Origin of the sequence: Flavobacterium azooxidireducens, assembly GCF_023195775.1 — a bacterium.
Lineage (GTDB): Bacteria > Bacteroidota > Bacteroidia > Flavobacteriales > Flavobacteriaceae > Flavobacterium > Flavobacterium azooxidireducens.
Genome location: NZ_CP096205.1, coordinates 2729969 through 2749025 on the forward strand (window position 1 = coordinate 2729969; position 19057 = coordinate 2749025).

Sequence of the window (19057 nt, forward strand, 5' to 3'; positions counted from 1 at the left end):
ATCGAAAACCTGTAATAGAGTAGATCATTAATTTAATTTTATTAATTATGAAAACAATTTTTTTAAAAAAGATGATGCCGATGTTCGTGTTTGTACTTGGCATCGCAGGAGCATTTGCGACCATGTCGATGAATGCTGTAGAAGATCCAATTCTACGCATCGGATGGGCTGAAGATGAAGATTCGGTTCCTTGTCAAATCTCAGTTCAATGTCAGACTGAAGGAAACGTTATGTGTAGACATAATGACACCGGACCACTGGCTTATGAAAAAACCGGGCCAACGTCCTGCCCGGTTCAGTTATTTAAAGTAGGTAGTTAGACCTGTCTATTTTTTAAGCGATGCAACGCCTTCTACAGTTGCATCGCTTATTTTATGCTATCTAAAATCCAATCCTGTGTTTGGTCGTCTTTTAGAAAATGATTAAACCATTGTTTGATTCTTACACTTAAATCTTTCTGATTTTTATCGTTTGTAATGGAGTGACTTTCTCCATCGTATAGCAACAAAATGTGTTTCTTATTTAATCTACGCATCGCCAAGTAGAATTCGATGCTTTGCCGCCAATCTACTTGTTTATCCTGATTGCCAGCCCACGATAGAAGCGGCGTTTTTATATTTTCGATATGATTTAACGGTGAATTTTTTTCATATCCTATTTTATCTTCGAAATATGATTTGCCCATTCTCCATTGTTGGTTTTCAAAACGCCACATATCCGGTTTTCCTGTTTGCCAATTGAGCGTTAGATAAAACGACCTCATATCGGTAGCTGCTGCTCCTGCCACAGCTGTTGCAAATACATCTGTTTGAGTAATGATAAAATCGGTTTCATACCCACCGAAAGAATGACCAATTAGACCAATTTTTTTTTCATCTACTATTCCCATATCTATTACGGCTTTTGTTCCGGCTAATGTGCAGTCTACCGCTGAATGGCCTAAATTGCCGATTTCGTAAGTAATGTCTGGAAAGAAAACAAAATATCCTGCTACTGAAAAATCAATCACATTGAACCCTTCTGAAGAATACGTTTCCGGAACTATATAATTGTGCATTTTGTATGATTGTTTCTCGTAGATGTGCACAATCATTGGGTATTTTTGTTCTGCTTTATAATCTACCGGAAAGTAAAGAAATCCTTTTAATTTCTGATTTTTTGAGTTGACATATTCTATTTCTTTGACTTTTGGCCACTGATAATTACTATGGTGTTTGTTGCTTCTTGCGATTACTTTTCTTTTTACGTTTGGATTAATTGCCACTATTTGAGGAGGTAAATCGTAACTTTGTTCTTTGTAAACTACTGTATTATTATTGCTTTTTATTTGATTTATCTTATTGAAAGTAGTGGTTAACTTCCTTTCTCTATCACTTCTTGTCCAAGAATATAATCCTTTACTTCCATTTTTGAATATGGCATTTAAAAAAATATCTCCTTCTAAATTCACGACATCGGAAACCCAGCCATCATAATTTGCTTTGCCATCGAATCCATTGTCTTCTTTTGAAAATCGAAATTGAATTTCTTGCTCTTTTCCTTTTGTTAATCTTTCTGCGTTTCCATTTATTGGATTTATCTCCCAAATATCAAACCGATCATAGAGTAAAATTGACTTATCGTTTGCAGTCCAACCCGGACAGCCGAGTGCGGTATTTTCAGTTGGTCTGTCACTTTTTATAGTTTCAAAATCTGATTTTAGTGATGCTGTTATGTTTGAATGTGTGTTACTTTCGACATTATATATCCACCAATTTGATTCTTTGAAATAGGCAATGAATCTCCCTTTAGGTGATGGAAGAGTTACTTGGACATAGGAAGACTGTTTCGTTAGCATTATTTCTCGTTGTTTTGTTGCGAGGTTTTCTATGTAGAAATCCATCGGACCAAGTGCAACATCAAATTGTGGTTCATACATTTTTTTGTTTGAAAGTATTGCCTGTTTAAAATCCGGAGTAAACATAATCCATGGGAATTCCTTATCGTTAATAAGACGGAAGGTGTTTTTTTGTGGAAACCAAATTGCCATTTTTGCTGTATTATTAGTATCCCATACTTGTTGTTCCGGAAATATCCAAGGTGCGTTGCCTGCCCAGATTTGAACAGTAGATTGTGATGTATTATTATTTTGTGGACTATCTACTGCAAAAACTACTCTTTGTAAATCATCAGAAACGGCTAACTTGTAGTTTCCGAATGGTACTATGGCACTATTTGGAGGAAAATCGGGGTGCTCAACCGTATTGAATTCACTTTTTTTATTCGTATCTACTGAATAGAGGAAAATAGTGTTTTGTTGTTTTCCTTCTTTTGGATTTACTTTTTTGAAAAAAACTATCCCTTTTCCATTTTTACTCCATTCAAAACCATGAAAATTAAATTCTGAGGGAGGTGTAATCGTTTTATGCTCCAATGTGTTAAGTGAAATTATTTCAGCGGTAGATTTACCCTCATTCACTCTGTTGAAAATTATTTTGTCTTTTTCGGGATTGAATTTAAAATTGAAGACACCGTTAATTGAAAGCACTGTTTTTGATTTGTCTACTTCAATCACTTCTAGTTTGGATGAGTTTGCTGACTCTTTACTGCAATATATTAGTAGCTTGCCATTGTTAGAAAAGCCAAAGGCGTTACCGTTATTAACGTTTAGTTTCTTACCCGATTTTAAATTTAGTAATGAAATTCCTGTCGGATTTTTAGCTGCGAACCAATTTGAATTAGAAAAAGAACCATTGTATCCATTAGGGAACGTGTATGTTTTGTTTGTTGAAGTGCTTTTTACTATTAATGTATCTTTTTGATCACTATAATTTACGTTATAGCTTATCCATTTTCCATCTGAAGATACTTCTTTCAAGTGTATATCTCCCCATTTATGGTAGTCTTGTTCTGTTAATTTTTTTTTGGTTTGGGTTTGAGCAGTTACCGAGAATAGCATTAGGATACAGATTAAAACCTGTATTGTTGTGGAATAGACTTTCCAAAATCTATTGCTTTTTTGAAAAGTATTTTTGTTGTGAATTATTATATATTTCATTTGAAATTATTTGTTGATTTTAAGTGTTATATAGGGCCTTGTATTTTTGTAATTGAGATTACGCTAAAGTTTCTATTATTTATAGGTTTCATTTTAATATCCCGGATTTTGAGGTAGTAAATTAGGGTTTGCACTTAGTTCGTTTTCCGGAATAGGGAATAATTGGTCTGTGTTATTCCATCCCGGTTTACTTGCTCCTAATGTATTGTTGATGGTGTTTGTTCGTTTTAAGTCGAAGAACCTATGCCCGAACTCTGTAAATAATTCTTTTCTTCGCTCTAATGCAATTTCGATTAGGAGTTGTTGTTGGTCTAGGCCGATTAATTCTTCAAGACCTGCTTTTTGTCTACTATGATTCAGGTCTTCTAATGCAGAAATGATTTCGCCTTGATTTGCTCTTGCTTCGGCACGAATGAGGTATAGTTCTGCCAATCTAAATACGATTGAATACTCTGTTGAGGTTGCTCCCGGATTATTTTGTTTGTATTTATGAGCAAAATTGTATGTTTGGGAATTACCGGTAATTGAAGAAATCCAAAACATTTTACGCAAATCATTGTCTGAAAAAACATCTACCAATTCCTGTGTTAAAGCAATGCTGTTTGGAGGAGCAGCTAAAACAGTGAATGTAGCTGCTTCAAATGTGTTTCTGCCTTCGGGATGAGGGGGAAGTTGCCAAATTGTTTCCGGACACGCTTTTAGAAAAACTTTTTGCATGTCAGGTTCATTGGTATATAAACCAGTTTGGTTTAAAACCGCTGATGCCGCATTCGCAGCTTCTGCCCACAAGCCCATGTATAGATATGATCTTGCTAAAAGTGCATTTACAGTGGCTTTGTTTGGTCTTGCTCTTCCGGTACCGTAATAATTTTCGGGAACAAGGTTTAGAGCTGTTGTTAAATCTTCTATAATTTTATCGTAGACTTCCGGAGTAGGTTTTCTGCTTACGGAGCTATTTGTTTGATAGTTGGTAGTTGCGATATAAGGAATGTCTCCGAACAGATTTACGAGATAGAAATGCATTAAGGCTCTTGTAAATAGTGCTTCCCCTTTTAGTCTATTTGCGTCTTCTGTGGGTATTGTGTTTGAAGCAGCTACGCCTTCGAATACTGCATTTGCCATATAAATTTGATTGTATGAAGTATTCCAGTACACCTGAATACCTTGATTTAACGGTAATAGTGAATTGTTGTAGAATTCATTTGTTATATTGCTCACATTTCCATAAAAATCAAGTTCATCTGCATAGCATCCGAGTCTGTTAGAAATTCCAAATTCTGCCCCTGTTAATAGACCTGCGTTTCGTATGGATGCATACACGTTACTCATTGCCGCATCGGCAGTAATTTTGTCTTTGAAAATAGCAGGGCCTGTTAATTGGTTGTTCGGTAATTCTGATTCTACAAACGAATCGCATGACAGTATGCTGATGAAAATTAATGCAAAAGCAATTGAGGTTTTGATTCTATTTTTGATTGTGTTTCTAGTTTTCATATTAATGATAATTAAATTAAAATTGAAATTGGACTCCTGCATTGATGATGCGAAGTGGGGGTAAAAATCCAGCCGATGTAAATTCGGGGTCACCATCTTTGTACTTAGTGAATGTTAGTAGGTTTTGAGCTTCTACAACTAATTTGCATTGTGTGTTTATTTTGTTTAGAGGAATGCTATAACTCAATGCAATATTTTTTAGCCGAATGAATGAAGCATCCGTAATCATACTATCGCTATTTTCATAGAGTGATTGTGCACTCATTACACTGCTATTGGTTCCCGAAGTGTACATCTGATAAGCTGACTGATCTCCTTGTTGTTGCCAACTATTGTTAAATCGAACCGGTTGGTTAAAATTTCGACGACCCGGAGCACCCAAACTGATGTTGGTATTATTTTGTTTTATAAACTGAAATAGAAAATCAAGCGACCAATTCTTATATTTTATGTGATTATTAATTCCGCCAAAAAAATCAGGATTTAAGCTGACAACTTTTTGTTTATCGTCTGGAAAAGTGATTTGTCCATCGCCATTTACATCTTCAAACTCATATAAACCTGTTGTTGGATTTACTCCTGTGTTGTTGTAAACTAATACACTATTTAGTGAATGACCCACTCTGTATTTTTGGCTGTAAACTGAGGCTTCCAGATTAGGAAATTCGATTAATTCATTTTGAAGTATCGAAAGGTTTATGTCTGTTGACCATTTGAAATTTTGATTGCTTATGTTGACTGTATTGAGCGTAAATTCGTATCCACGGTTTTCGACAGTTGCATTTAAGTTGGCTTGCATCGATGTAAATCCCGTAGTGGCCGGAATTGGGATTCCCACTAATTGATTTGATGATCTGTTTTTGAAAATTGCCGCTGATAGCATTATACGGTCATTTAGAAAACCGATTTCTATTGACGCTTCGAGTTTTTTATTTGTTTCCCATCCGAATTGTGGATTGTAAAGTCTTGTGGGCTGAAGACCTACGACGTTTTGATATTGTGTTCCCGCTGAGGAATAGGTGTTGAGGAATTGGTAGTCTCCGATTTGGTCGCTACCTGTGGTGCCATAACTTGCTCTTAGTTTTCCGAAGCTTATTATTTTACTGTTTTTTAGAAATGATTCGTTGCTAACAATCCACGCTCCACCAATTGCCCCGAAATTTGCGAACTGGTTACCCGGACCGAATCTACTAGAGCCATCTCTACGACCTGTTAAATTCAGAATGTACTTGTCGTTCCATTTGTAATTGATTCTTCCAAAAAAGGCTTGGTAATTGTAAATTAATTCATTGTTTACGAAAATATCATTTATGGATGCGGAAGCCAAGTCATAGATTAACCCGTTTGAAGTGAAACCACTTCCCATTTGGCTCAACGTGGACGTGTTTTGTGATTGAAAGGTTGCTCCTGCTAAAATATCGATTTGACTTTTAGCAAATTGAGCAACATAATTTAATTGTGGCTCTACTATCCACGATTTTCGCTGTGTGTTTGTTACAAAAAGCGATGAACTTTCACTTGTTATCCCTAAAGAGGGGTTGAATATTGTTGAAGGAGTTGTTCTAGTTTCGAGGTGTTTGGTTGTTGTGTATCCTATACTTGTTTTGGCACTTAGTTTAGGTAAGATTTGATAGGTGAGTACTGTGTTTGCAACCAAATCATCTGTTCTGGCTTTGTGTTCTGCATTTAGAAATCTTAGCGGATTGACAAAAGTGTTATTTTCCCAATTTAAATTTCCGTCTTCGTCATATAACGCAGGTGCATTTGGTGCCAACGTTCGAGCATCTGTTGTGAGATCGTTTGCGGGTTGGTCGTTATCTTGTATATTGTAGTTTGCTGAAAATGTTATTCGAAATTTATTGTTTAGTGAAGTATGATTCATGCTGACATTAATACCCCCTTTTTTGTAGATAAAACTACCCGGATATACTGTGCCTTGTTGAAAATAGTTTCCTCCGAGCAGAAACTGGGTTTTTTCTGAGCCGCCTGAGACTGAACCTTGAAAGGATGAAATTTCTGCTGTGCCTCCAAGTAGTTCTTTTTGCCAATCTGTATATCGGTTTTGATCCCATGTACCGTTTACGTCAAATGCATTGTTAGGGTAGTTTGTTATACCGTCGTTTTCATAGGCCTTTATTCTCATTGCCAGATACTGTTGTGTGTTCATTAACTGCATGAATGCTGTTGCTTTTCCAACTCCACTAGATGCACTGAAGTTAAATTGTGTTTTTCCGACTTTGGCTTTTTTTGTGGTAATGAGCACTACGCCGTTTGCTCCTCTAGAGCCATAGATTGCTGTTGCATCGGCATCTTTTAGCACTTCTATGTTTTCAATAGCTTGGGGGTTTATGTTGTTTAAAGGGTTTGTAACAGATGGAAACAACGTTGAGGTTTGGCTAAATCCGATTGGGTCGCTTGAGTAGGGGACTCCATCGATTACATAAAGTGGTGCGTTACCTTCTGCTCGTAGGCTATTGATACCTCTGATTTGGATTGCAAAGCCACCGCCTGGTGTTCCTGTTTCTTGGGTAATATTTACGCCAGCCATTCTGCCTTGCATGGTTGCGAGGACATTGGTGACCGGTTGGGTTTCGATGTCTTTGGCGGTGATGCGGGCGATACTACCTGTTCGTTCTTTGTCTTTAACGGAGTAGTAGCCGGCATTGAGGATTACTTCTTTGAGTTGGGTGGTGTCTTCTTCGAGTTGGATGTTTAGAGCTGTTTGATTGCCTACTGTTATTTCTTGGGTTTTGTAGCCCATGTAGGAGAAGACTAGGACATCTGATGGATTGGCGGCAATGGAAAAGTAGCCGTTTTCATCGGTGAGGGTTCCGGTGGTTTTGCCTTTGATGAGGACGGTTACACCGGGTAGTGTCCCTTGTGCATCGGAGACCGTTCCGGTGATGGGTTGTTGGGTTTGGGCTGTTGTTGTGAGGGTGCATAAAGTGAGTGCGAGGATGCAGAGGTACTTTATGGGGTTGGTTTTTTGGTTTATTGAAAATTTATTCATAAAATTGGTTAGTTAAATGAGACTTACGTTTTGTTTGATTTGGTCCTCTATCTGGTTTGGCGACGGGTTAGGGGACTTTTTTTTGAGGTACTAAGGCACTAAGGTGCTGAGGTACTGAGGTTTTTGCCACTGATGCTTTTACGCTTCGCTTTTTGGTTTTGCCGCTAAGAAGGGAAGGCACTAAGCTTTTGGGGCTTGGTAACGCTTCGCTTTTTTTTGGGTTGCCACGAATCCACCAAGGCGGACAAGTTGCACGAATTTTTTACGTTTCGCTTTTGGGTTTTGCCGCTAAGAAGGGAAGGCACTAAGCTTTTGTGGCTTGGTAACGCTTCGCTTTTTTTTTGACACTGATCACGCGAATTCGCACGAATTTTAAAAGCTACGCTTTTGTTTTTCTCGCAATTCCGATAGCTGTCGGAAGCAGCGTCGCAAAGGTTAGTATCGCTTCGCTCTTTTTTTTGGGTTGCCACGAATTAACGAATTGCACGAATTTTTGAAAAGCTACGCTTTTTGGGGTTTTGCCACGGATTTTGCTGATTTGGGCGGATTTTGAAAGCTTCGTTTTTTTTTTGGTTTTCTCGCGGAGACGCGGAGACGCAAAGAGTGGGCGGGTTTTATTTCATAGGCGATGGATTTAAAGGTTTGACATTGTTTAAAAGGTTTAAGGTTGTTTAAAGGTTTAAAGGTTTAAAAGTTTAAAGGTTTAAAAGTTTAAAAGGGTTTGGGTTTTGGGTTAGGGGAACTATGCCGCTCGTGCTTGTGGATGGAGGGGCAAGGTTGAGCGACATAGATCTAACTAACTAAAAAAAAATTACTGATAAGACCGTGACGCGAAACGTTCAGGATAAAAAAAGCATTGCTAAGAATGAAGAGAGTGCCAGTGGGGAATAAAAAAAGCGTGGAACTCAGCTTAGACGCTATCAAGGTACTGGTATACCCGCACACGAATAAGAGAGCCCACGCCATAGGACGTGAGCATCATACTTATCATCTCGTGTGCTAAAATTACCAGTTTTTGATAACGAGATTCAAAGCGAATGCTTCAATATTTTACATGAAGAATCGCAAAATTAATTAATCATTTGATTTATATCAAATGATATTTCATTTTTCAAATATATATAATTATTTTTAATATCCCTATATGGATGTGTGTATTTTTTTAATTTTCAATTTCTTTCAGTTATGAAAACTGCAAAAGAAATAGAAATTGTTATAGCTGAAATTGACTTTAATATTATTGAGAAAATTAGAGAGATTCGTTTAAAAAGAGAACCTATTATAAGTCAGATGGCTTTATCACAAATGTTAGGTTTAGCTGATGGGTTTGTTGGAAAAGTTGAAAACATTAAGGAATCATCTAAATATAATCTGTGGCATTTAAACAAAATTATTAAAGTTTTAAATCTTAAATTTACAGATGTTTTACCGTCGGGTTCTTATAATTTTGATATAGTTAAAATCCATATTAAACTTAAAGAAACTAGAAACAAGAATGAAAAATCATATGAAGTTTTGTCAATGAAACCTTTAACTGAAAAAGAAATGCAGTTATTCAAACAAAATAAAATTCCTTATTTAAAAATTATAAAGTAAGATTTCAAGAGTAACTATAATGCAACCTAAATTCGTAACTGATATAAAAATATATTTTCCATATTCAAATACCCAATAAAAAGGGATGCCACCGGCATCCCTTTTTTGCTTTAAATGACTAATTAATTCTTCTTTTTGCTTTTGCATAGTTAAATTTTGGAAATGCATACTTTAATTAAATTGAGGTTTTTAATTTGAACCACTTTTTAATTTTAGATATATGGAATGGTGGGAAATAATTTTTCTAGTAATAGTAGTTCTTTTGGGTGCTGTCATAAGAAACTTCATTTACAACAAGAAATATAATTTTCGAAATGATAGTTGGAAGAAGAAATGATTTATGAATTTTATTAGTTCCTTATTTTATTTTTAATATATTAGTGCCACCAAAAACAGTTTCTATCAAGTGGTAGAAATTTTTCCTTTTATTTTTTATACTTATTTACGGAAATCCGTAATATAATTATATTTCAAGTATTTAGCTTTGTAAAAAGAATTAGCAATTTGAATTATTTAGTATGAAAAAGACATTATTTTGTTAAACTGTTTGTTCACAAAGAATGATGAAAGATATTGTAAAACTTCCTAAACTAAATTCAGATAAAACCGCTTTTTTTTGTTATTTTGCATCAACTAGATTAATTCTAGAAACATTATATAATGATAGAAGAAAAACAAGCTATTAAATTTACATTTTCTGGACACGACTCCTTTCCATGCCGTCAACTTTGGCTGAAAAAGGGTTATGACTATGTGTGTAAAAGTAAATATTTTAATGACGAAGATGCGGTTATACAACTTGGCGTTGGCAAAAATATGGTTTCATCCATTCGTTTTTGGCTGAAAGCTTTCAATATTATTGACAATAAAGACATTCCAACTGAATTTGGCAAACGATTATTTGATGATGAAAATGGATATGACCCTTTTTTGGAAGATGAAGCAAGCCTTTGGCTTCTGCATTATCAATTAGTGAAAAATAGTTTTGCTTCTATTTATTCCATCATTTTTAATGAATTCAGAAAAGAGAAATTGTTCTTTAAAAAAGAAACCTTTGTGAATTATGTAAAGAGAATTAGTGAGAGTAATACCGATTTGAATTTCAATGAAAATACGGTTGCTAAAGATTTTATTGTTTTTGCCAATTTATATAAAAACGACCCTGAAAGTAAAGATGTTGAGGATAGCTTTTCGGGAATTCTTTCTGAAATTGAGCTTTTAAAAACAACAGGGAAAGGCAAAGAAGAACAATTTTACATTGAAAATACTGAAAGAGATAATCTCCCAGATGCGGTTGTATTGTTCACAATACTTGATAATTCAAAATACGGAAATTCTATAAGTCTGAATTCTATGGAGTTTGACTTGAATAGTCCGGGGTCAATTTTCGCTTTAAATCGCTCAGGCTTGATGAATAAAATTTCTGAAATCGTCAGTGAATTTAAAGATATCACTTTTACTGACCAAGCAGGGATAAAAGAGTTACAATTCAAGAACAAGGCAGATGCCTTCACAATATTAGATACATACTATGGCAAATAATTTCACAACATCGGTAAATATTATCAGAGACACTGATAGGGATTTCAACTATATCCCAACACCCAATGCTAGACAAGTTGTTAGCCAAATAGTCAATGACTTTAAGAAAGGTATTCGTTCATTTAATGTTGTTGGGACTTATGGAACAGGAAAGTCGTCTTTCTTATTAGCGTTTGAGCAAAGTATCAGAGGAACGAAACGCTACTTTGAACCGAATTTCATAATAAAACCCAAATACGATTTTGTAAAAATTGTTGGGTCATACGCTTCTATTGTAGAACAATTTGCAGATGCTTTTGAGGTTCAAACTAACAAGAATCAACAGGAAAATATTCTTTCAGAAATATTCAATCGTTATCATTCAATTGGAAAGGAAAACAAGGTATTATTTATTCTAATTGATGAGTTTGGTAAGTTTTTGGAGTACGCAAGTAAACACAATCCTGAAAAAGAGCTTTATTTTGTTCAGCAATTGGCAGAGTTCTGTAATAATCCAAAACACAATATTGTTTTAATTACCACAGTTCACCAAAGTTTAGAATCTTATGCTTATTCATTAAGTAAAACTCAACAACAAGAATGGACAAAAGTAAAAGGTCGTTTCCGTGAAATTACTTTTAACGAGCCTGTTGAACAACTTTTATTTTTGGCTTCGGAATATGTTGCTGAGCATTTTGAATCCAAAACTTCAAAATCAGAAATTGATAAATGCTTAAAGCTAACTACCGAAACAAAGGCATTTAACTTTAATAAAGATTACCTAAAAGAAATAGCTTCTAAGCTATATCCGCTTGATATTCTTTCAGCCAATATTCTGACGCTTTCATTGCAGAGATACGGTCAAAATGAACGTTCATTGTTTTCATTTCTTGAATCTTCAGATCATACAGGATTGGCAAAATTCAACAAAAAGGAAAATCCGTTCTACAATCTGTCAAATGTTTACGATTACCTAAATTTCAATTTCTATTCGTTTTTAACATCAAAATACAATCCCGATTTTTCTGCTTGGAGTTCCATTCGTTCATCTATTGAAGAAGTGGAAAGAGCATTTGATTCAAATATCAATGATTACATCAAAGCAGTTAAAACAATTGGACTTTTAAATATCTTTTCTGCAAGTGGTTCAATCTTGGATTTGAATTTCTTTATTGATTATTTAAAAACTGCCTGCGGTGTATCAGATGGCAAAGAAGTCATTAAGAATCTAGAGACAAAAAATATTATTCGTTATCGTTCACATTCAAAACGATTCATTCTATTTGAAGGAACAGATTTAGACATTCAAACCGCATTGATTGAAGCGGGCAATAAAATTTCGGAAGTTGCAGATATTACTACACTTTTAAATAGGCATATTCAATTCAATCCAGTCTTTGCAAAGCAATATTCATTTTCAACAGGTACACCAAGATATTTTGAGTTCATTATTTCAGATTACCCAATTCAAAAAACTCCCGAAGGAGAAATTGACGGCTTTGTAAATCTTGTTTTTAACAGTAAGTTAAAAGAAAGCGACATACAAAATAAATCCAAACAACAAGAGGAAGCAGTAATTTACTGTTTTTTTAAAAACTCTATTGAGATTAAAAACCTATTGTTTGAGATTGAAAAAATTCAAAAAGTAATTTTAGAAAATGAAAAAGATAAAGTTGCAATTAGAGAATTGGAAAGTATTAATTCATCGCAAGTACGTTTATTAAACCACTATATAACAGATAGCATTTATTCAGGCAGCAAAGATGTGAAGTGGTTTTTTAATGGAACAGAAAAGAAAATTAATGATAAAAAAGACTTCAATAAACTACTTTCCCAAGTGTGCAGTATTGTGTATGATGCCACTCCTGTTTTCAAAAACGAATTAGTAAACAAGCATAAAATTTCATCTTCTATACATACTGCCAAAAAGAATTATTTCAAGGCTTTATCCAATAATTGGGACAAAGAAAATTTAGGTTTTGAAGATTCTAAATTTCCACCAGAAAAAACCATTTATTTATCTTTATTAAAAGAAAACTGTATTTCGCCAATTAGAGAAAATGCAACAGATGTAATTTCAATAGACAGAACTTCTACATTCTACAAACTTTGGAGTGCTTCCGAAGACTTTTTAGAAAGTGCCAAATCTGAACAACTCAAAATCTCAGAATTAAGTGAATTACTAAGCAAAAGACCTTTCAAACTTAAACAAGGGTTGGTTGACTTTTGGGTTCCTACATTCTTGTTTTTGAAACGAGATGATTTCGCCATCTTCAATGACGAAAGTTACATCCCTAACTTGTCAGAAGAGAACTTAGAATTAATAGCCAAATATCCTGAAAAGTATTCTATAAAAACATTTGATATTGAAGGTGTAAAGCTTGATATTTTCAATAGTTATCGAACATTCTTAAACATTGCAACCGAACAAAAATTCGATAACAACTCTTTTATTGAAACCATAAAACCATTTATTGTTTTCTACAAACAATTGCCAGAGTACAGCAAAAACACAAAAAGACTTTCTCCATCTGCAATAAAAATTAGAAAAGCTATTGCAACAAGCAAAGACCCCGAAGAAACATTTTTTGATGCTTTCCCGAGTGCTTTAGGTTTAACTCTTTCCACTTTACAACAAGATAAATCTAAACTTCAAAGCTTTACAACAAGTTTACAAGATTCCGTAAGAGAACTACGAACTGCTTATGATGAATTGGTAAAGCGTTTTGAGGATTTCATTTGTAGTGAATTTGTAGGGCAAACTTCCGACTTTGAAGAATACAAAGCATATTTACAAAAGCGATTTACAAAATTGAAAAAGCATATGCTTTTGAATAATCAAAAGACATTTGTACAAAGATTGGATTCGCCCTTAGACGACCGAAAAGCTTGGCTGAACTCTATAGCACAAGCAGTAACAGGCAAAACATTGGAAGCCTTTACAGACGAAGATGAAATTTTGCTTTATGAAAAATTTAAAGCAATGATTTTGGAATTGGATAGTTTGACGAAAATCTCAAAGTCTGATATTGACGAAAGCAAAGAAGAAGTGATAGGAGTTAAAATTGATTCGTTCTTTAGCAAAATTGACCCAAAAGTGGTAAGAGTTCCAAAAAACAAAAGCAAAGAAATTGAGCAATTGAAAAATGAGCTTAGAAATAAATTAGGAAAGGACAATACTTCAAACATTGCAGCTGTCTTAAACCTACTTAAAGAATTATTACAATGAGCAAAGTAAGACACGTATTAGGTATATCAGGAGGGAAAGACAGTGCTGCTTTGGCTATTTATGTCAAAACTAAATATCCTTCTATCGATTTGGAATTCTATACCTGCGATACAGGAAAAGAACTAGAAGAAACTTATAAATTAATTGAAAATTTACAAACACATCTAGGAATAAAGATACAATTGTTAAAAGGTGCTGAAAACAGTTCGGAAGACCCATTCGATCACTTCGTCAAAATGCTTGGAGGTTTTTTACCTTCACCTAATGCACGCTGGTGTACTAAGAAACTGAAACTTGATCCTTTTGAAAAGTATGTCGGTACTGATCCAGTAGTTTCTTATGTAGGTATCAGAGGTGATGAAGAAAGAGAAGGCTATATTTCAACCAAAAAGAATATTCAATCCATATTCCCATTTCGTAAGAATATTTGGAGTCAAGATGTTGTAACAAAATTGCTCACCAACCAAAATATGGAGCAGCTACTAACCATGTCTAAAAACGTAGACTTTGGTAAAAACCAAGAAAAAGCGTTTCAAACGATTACTCGAAAGGTGGATGCGAGTTTCACGCTAGACCAAAAACTTAATATTTTATTGGATGCCAATGTGAAGGCATTTAATCATTTGGTTTTTGATTTTCTCAAAACAACTGATTATCCACTTGCAACTGAAGCTACATTTCCACTTTTGGAAAATGATGAAGTATTAGTGCGAGACGATATTTTTAAAATTTTGGAAGAAAGCGGTGTGGGGGTTCCTGCATACTACAACAAAATTGAATTTGAGATTAACGGAAAAAAAGGAGAATATGCTAGAAGTCGTTCCGGTTGTTTCTTCTGCTTTTTCCAACAAAAGATTGAATGGGTTTGGTTGTACGAACAGCATCCCGATTTATACAAAAAAGCTATGGAGTACGAGAAAGATGGCTACACTTGGGGTCAATTTGAAAGTTTGGAAGAATTAATTCAGCCCAAAAGAATAGCTGCAATCAAGGAAGAGTACATTAAAAGAATGGAAAGAAAATCAAAAGCAAAATCACCTTACCTAGTTGATATATTAGATGATGCCGAGGGTGAAGGTTGTGCGTCTTGTTTTATATAAAACTACTAATATGGAGGAAAAATCACCAAATAGTATTGCATTTTCGGTAGATGCAGGTTTGATTGATAGATTAGGAAAAGAGTTAGTCGGTAGGGCAGAAACAGCGGTTTCAGAATTAGTCAAAAATGCATATGATGCGGATGCTAAAAATGTTGAGGTAAATTTTATAGATTCTTTATGGAGTGGTGGAACTTTAGAGATAATTGATGATGGACTGGGAATGACATTTGAACAACTCAGGTTGGGATTTATGACTATCTCATCAACAGATAAAGTGCATAATCCATTATCTTCTCGATATAAACGAAGTCGAGCGGGAAAAAAAGGAATTGGAAGATTTGCCACACAAAGGCTTGGAAAGAAATTAATTATTATAACTCAAACGTTAGAATCGGAGCAAGCAGTAAAACTTACTATTAACTGGGATAATTATACAGTTGATCAGGATATTTCTGCAATCAATAATCAAATTGACTATATACCAAAGGAAAAGCCAGAAGGTACAACTTTAATCATTAAAGACCTAAGAGAAGGTTGGACTGAAACTTCAATAAAAAGAATTTACAGATATGTTTCCGATCTGTTTCAGCCTGATTATCTTTCTGAAAGTAGTCAATCCTTACACCTTGCCAAACAGAATGATGAGTCCTTCAAAGTAAAGTTTTCTAATATAATTGATGGGGTAACTTTTGAAGTAGCAAGTCCTGAGAAAATGTTATTTAATAAGAATGTAGCAGTTATTGAAGGATTTGTAGATGCATTGGGAGACGGATTTTTAGGGGTTAAAAGTGAAAAATTAAATTTAGACGATTATGCTATACAGATTCATAAATCAGATAATTCTAGCAGATTTGATAAATTAAAAAACATTCATTTTAAAGCTTACTATTTTATATATAATCGACAGGAATATTATCTTAATATTTCACAACTTGAGTTAAAAAATATTTATAAACTTTCTCAGGAAAGCAGTGGGATTAGACTTTACAGAAATGGCTTTAGAGTATTGCCCTATGGGGAACCAAAAAATGATTGGTTATATTTTGACAAAAGATATACTTTCGCTTCTGGTCAAGATAATATTCCACTAAGTAATAGAAATTTGTTCGGTTTTGTCGAAATTATCGATAAAGAAGGTGAAATATTTCAAGAGACTGCAAGCAGGGAGGGTCTGATTGAAAATGATGCTTTCTATGAGCTTACAGATTTTCTTTCAAAAGCGTTTGAGGCAGCAAAAGGTAGAATATCGGAAAAAATCTCTTTACTTAAAAAAGGAGAACAAACACCAATAGATGTAGAAGATAATTTAGAAGATATTGCGGAGAAAAAAACAATTGAAGAGGAATTTGAAGAGGTTAATAAAGAAGATTTAAACGAGACTGCTAAGGAAGCAATTAAAAGTATAAAAGAAAAGTACTATGAGGTCATTGAAGAGCTCAGTATGCTTAGAATTCTAGCTTCATTGGGATTAACTATTGGAGAGTTTACTCACGAAATAATTCAATTTACACCATCTATAAATGGTTATATAGCTAAACTGTATGAATCGAATGAAAATGATCTAAAAACACTAGAGCTTCTTGATAATTTAAAAAAGACCTTTGCGAATTTCACGTCTTATACATCTTATTTTAATGCAACAGTATCTGAAAACACAAGCAGAGAAATTAAACCTGTTTTAATAACTGATGTTGTTGATTATTTCATTAAAAATATTAAAGATGACCTTGAACGGCAAAATACAGAATTAGTTTTAGATTCCTACAGTTACAATCTATATACCACTCCAATGCACATTTCCGAATGGAGCTCAATTTTGTATAACCTATATACTAATTCAAAAAAAGCAATCAAACGTTCGGGAAACTCAGGAAAAATTAGAATAATAACCGGTGAAGATAACAATAAAATATATTTGGAAATTCACGATAACGGAGACGGTATTCCTGAAGAAAATAAAACTCGGGTCTTTAATGCTTTTTTCACAACATCAACTCCAGCTGGATTTGATTCACCATCAGACGAAAAATTAACAGGCACTGGTTTAGGCTTGAAGATTATAAAAGACATTATAGAAGATTACGGAGGTATTATAAAAATTATTATGCCAGAAAATGGATATAACACTTGTTTTAGAATTGAACTACCTAAAGCACAAAAAGAAGAATTAGAGAAATATGAATTGTAAATATTTATACATAGACGACAACAGTGAACATAATGCTAAAGGTATTATAACTGGACTTCAAAAGGAAGGGGAGCTTTCTGTTGATTTTGATAATCCTAAAGGAGATTGGGAGAAAGAACGTGAAAGAATATTATCAGATGAATTTAAAAATTATAACGGTTTGATCCTTGATTTAAATCTTGAAGAAATGCCAAATAAAGATAAGGAGACATCTCATTATAAAGGTTCGTCATTGGCACAAGAGTATAGAAATTTATCAAAAGCAGGGAAATTAAAAGAAATTCCAATTGTTTTATTGTCTGCCACTGTGAATCTTGAAAAGTATTTTGATCGAACAAACGAAGATTTGTTTGACCTAATAGTTCCAAGAGAATGGCTTAACGACCCTATTCTATTTGCTCCATTGAGGCAGAAATTGATAAGTCTTTCAATCGGTTATGAGCTAATTTCAAAATGTAAAAATGAAGATAACAACCTTATTGAATTATATAAATATAGTTTGGAATTAGAAAATAATCGTTTTATAAGTGAGATGAGATCAGTTATAGGATATCCCACCCATACAGTTTCAAACTTTATAATCAAAAATCTTCTTGAGAAATCAAATATCCCAGTTTCGGGAATATTAATTACTGAAGAAATACTAGCAACTCGACTTGGCATTGATATTTCTAAATCAATTGATTGGAAAAATATTTTAGAGAATTTAAAGAAATACAAATATCGTGGTGTTTTTAGTGAAGGATGGGAAAGATGGTGGATGAGTGGAATTGAACATTGGTGGAGAACGGAGTTAGAATTAAAAAACAGTTTAAGAGCTACATCTGCAAGGCAGAAAATAGATCTTTTGAAGGATAAGTTAGAATTAACTGCATTAGTACCAATCGAGAAAAATGAAAAGGCGAAAAGTGAAGCGTTTTGGACTAAATGTGTTGGCTCTGGTGTTTCTATTGATACAGTTGATGGCTTGTTAGTTGATGGCCAAGATAACTATTACCCGTGGCAAGACAAAAAATATATTTGTTACGAAGAAGCGTTGAAACCAAAAGGCAAACACAAGTGGAAAAAATTATCTCCGTCTGAGGAATACAAGCTAGAAATATTGCAAAAACAATTTCCTAACATAAGACCTTTAAAATGAATTGTCAAATACTAGCTATAGATATTTTTGATTTTGCTGAATTGCTTATTTCCAACAACATAATACAAGATGCCAAAAGCTTGTATGATGCTTCTGCAAAGTTACAATGCTCTGAAAATAATTCGGAATGGAATTATGAATGTGGTGGTTTGAAATTTTCAGTAGAAGGCTCAGTTGCAGGCTCAATTCCACAACAAATTGATTTGGTTGAGATTATTTTTAGTTTTTCGGCTATTGGAATATTTTCAAATGATGATGTATGTAGAAATCCACTTTCCAAATTGAACTTTGATATTGAATTGGAAGGTTTTCGTGAGATGGAAGATAAAATAGACAACTATTTTGCATCTTGGCATTTAGATAAGCATATAAAAAGCTCTCAATGTTCCTATATCCACCCTGAATATCATTTAACCTTTGGAGGAAATAAATTGGAAGGGAAAGGAGTTGATAACTTTGGTTCAACTTTGATACTGCCTGCTCCTCGCATTACATATCCACCAATGGATGTGGTATTAGGTATAGATTTTATTTTGAGGAATTATTTTCCTTTAGAAGAAATATCAAAACTTCTAGATGATTCAAAGTATAAAGAAATAGTTTTCAACTCCCAACAAAGACTTTGGAAACCTTATTATTCATCATTGTCTTCTGCTTGGAATAATTTTCCATACACAACTTTTGAGCAAGGGTTTGAACATTTTAATCTTAACCCACATATACATCAAGCATAGAGTTTAT

11 protein-coding genes are annotated in these 19057 nt (G+C 34.0%); 8 read left to right on the plus strand and 3 right to left on the minus strand.

The window, feature by feature from the left end; translation table 11 throughout:
- Nucleotides 1-71 precede the first annotated feature (71 nt).
- Nucleotides 72-320, plus strand: a complete 249-nt coding sequence (locus M0M57_RS11830) for a DUF6520 family protein (protein WP_248433235.1) — start codon at nt 72-74, stop codon at nt 318-320.
- Between the two features lie 47 nt (nt 321-367).
- Here the strand turns inward: M0M57_RS11830 and M0M57_RS11835 are convergent, their stop codons facing one another.
- The 3 genes from M0M57_RS11835 to M0M57_RS11845 all read right to left on the minus strand — a co-directional run bounded on the left by M0M57_RS11835 (nt 368) and on the right by M0M57_RS11845 (nt 7541).
- Complete coding sequence (locus M0M57_RS11835) at nt 368-3037, minus strand: S9 family peptidase (RefSeq protein WP_248433236.1); 2670 nt, start codon at nt 3035-3037, stop codon at nt 368-370.
- 93 nt (nt 3038-3130) lie between these two features.
- The gene (locus tag M0M57_RS11840) at nt 3131-4531 is read right to left on the minus strand and encodes a RagB/SusD family nutrient uptake outer membrane protein (protein ID WP_248433237.1); all 1401 of its coding nucleotides are present in this window, start codon (nt 4529-4531) and stop codon (nt 3131-3133) included.
- A gap of 16 nt (nt 4532-4547) precedes the next feature.
- A complete protein-coding gene (locus M0M57_RS11845; RefSeq protein ID WP_248433238.1) occupies nt 4548-7541 on the minus strand; it encodes a SusC/RagA family TonB-linked outer membrane protein in 2994 nt (997 codons plus the stop codon).
- Between the two features lie 1185 nt (nt 7542-8726).
- Between M0M57_RS11845 and M0M57_RS11850 the strand changes: the two genes are divergently transcribed.
- The 7 genes from M0M57_RS11850 (at nt 8727) to M0M57_RS11880 (ending at nt 19050) form a co-directional block, all read left to right on the plus strand.
- Nucleotides 8727-9137, plus strand: coding sequence for a hypothetical protein (locus M0M57_RS11850; RefSeq protein ID WP_248433239.1), 411 nt, complete (start codon nt 8727-8729; stop codon nt 9135-9137).
- Between the two features lie 660 nt (nt 9138-9797).
- Nucleotides 9798-10679, plus strand: coding sequence for a DUF4007 family protein (locus tag M0M57_RS11855; RefSeq protein ID WP_248433240.1), 882 nt, complete (start codon nt 9798-9800; stop codon nt 10677-10679).
- Nucleotides 10669-13887 (plus strand): hypothetical protein, encoded by a 3219-nt coding sequence (locus M0M57_RS11860; RefSeq protein WP_248433241.1) that lies wholly within the window; start codon nt 10669-10671, stop codon nt 13885-13887. The genes M0M57_RS11855 and M0M57_RS11860 overlap by 11 nt, the downstream gene beginning before the upstream one ends.
- Nucleotides 13884-14987 (plus strand): phosphoadenosine phosphosulfate reductase family protein, encoded by a 1104-nt coding sequence (locus tag M0M57_RS11865; RefSeq protein WP_248433242.1) that lies wholly within the window; start codon nt 13884-13886, stop codon nt 14985-14987. The genes M0M57_RS11860 and M0M57_RS11865 overlap by 4 nt, the downstream gene beginning before the upstream one ends.
- 10 nt (nt 14988-14997) lie before the next feature.
- On the plus strand, nt 14998-17175 hold the full coding sequence (locus M0M57_RS11870; protein ID WP_248433243.1) for a sensor histidine kinase: 2178 nt from the start codon (nt 14998-15000) through the stop codon (nt 17173-17175).
- Nucleotides 17165-18316 carry a response regulator gene (locus M0M57_RS11875; protein ID WP_248433244.1) on the plus strand — a complete coding sequence of 384 codons (1152 nt, stop codon included), beginning with the start codon at nt 17165-17167 and terminating at the stop codon, nt 18314-18316. Before M0M57_RS11870 ends, M0M57_RS11875 begins: the two co-directional genes overlap by 11 nt.
- A complete protein-coding gene (locus tag M0M57_RS11880; RefSeq protein ID WP_248433245.1) occupies nt 18313-19050 on the plus strand; it encodes a hypothetical protein in 738 nt (245 codons plus the stop codon). The genes M0M57_RS11875 and M0M57_RS11880 overlap by 4 nt, the downstream gene beginning before the upstream one ends.
- Nucleotides 19051-19057: the final 7 nt, after the last annotated feature.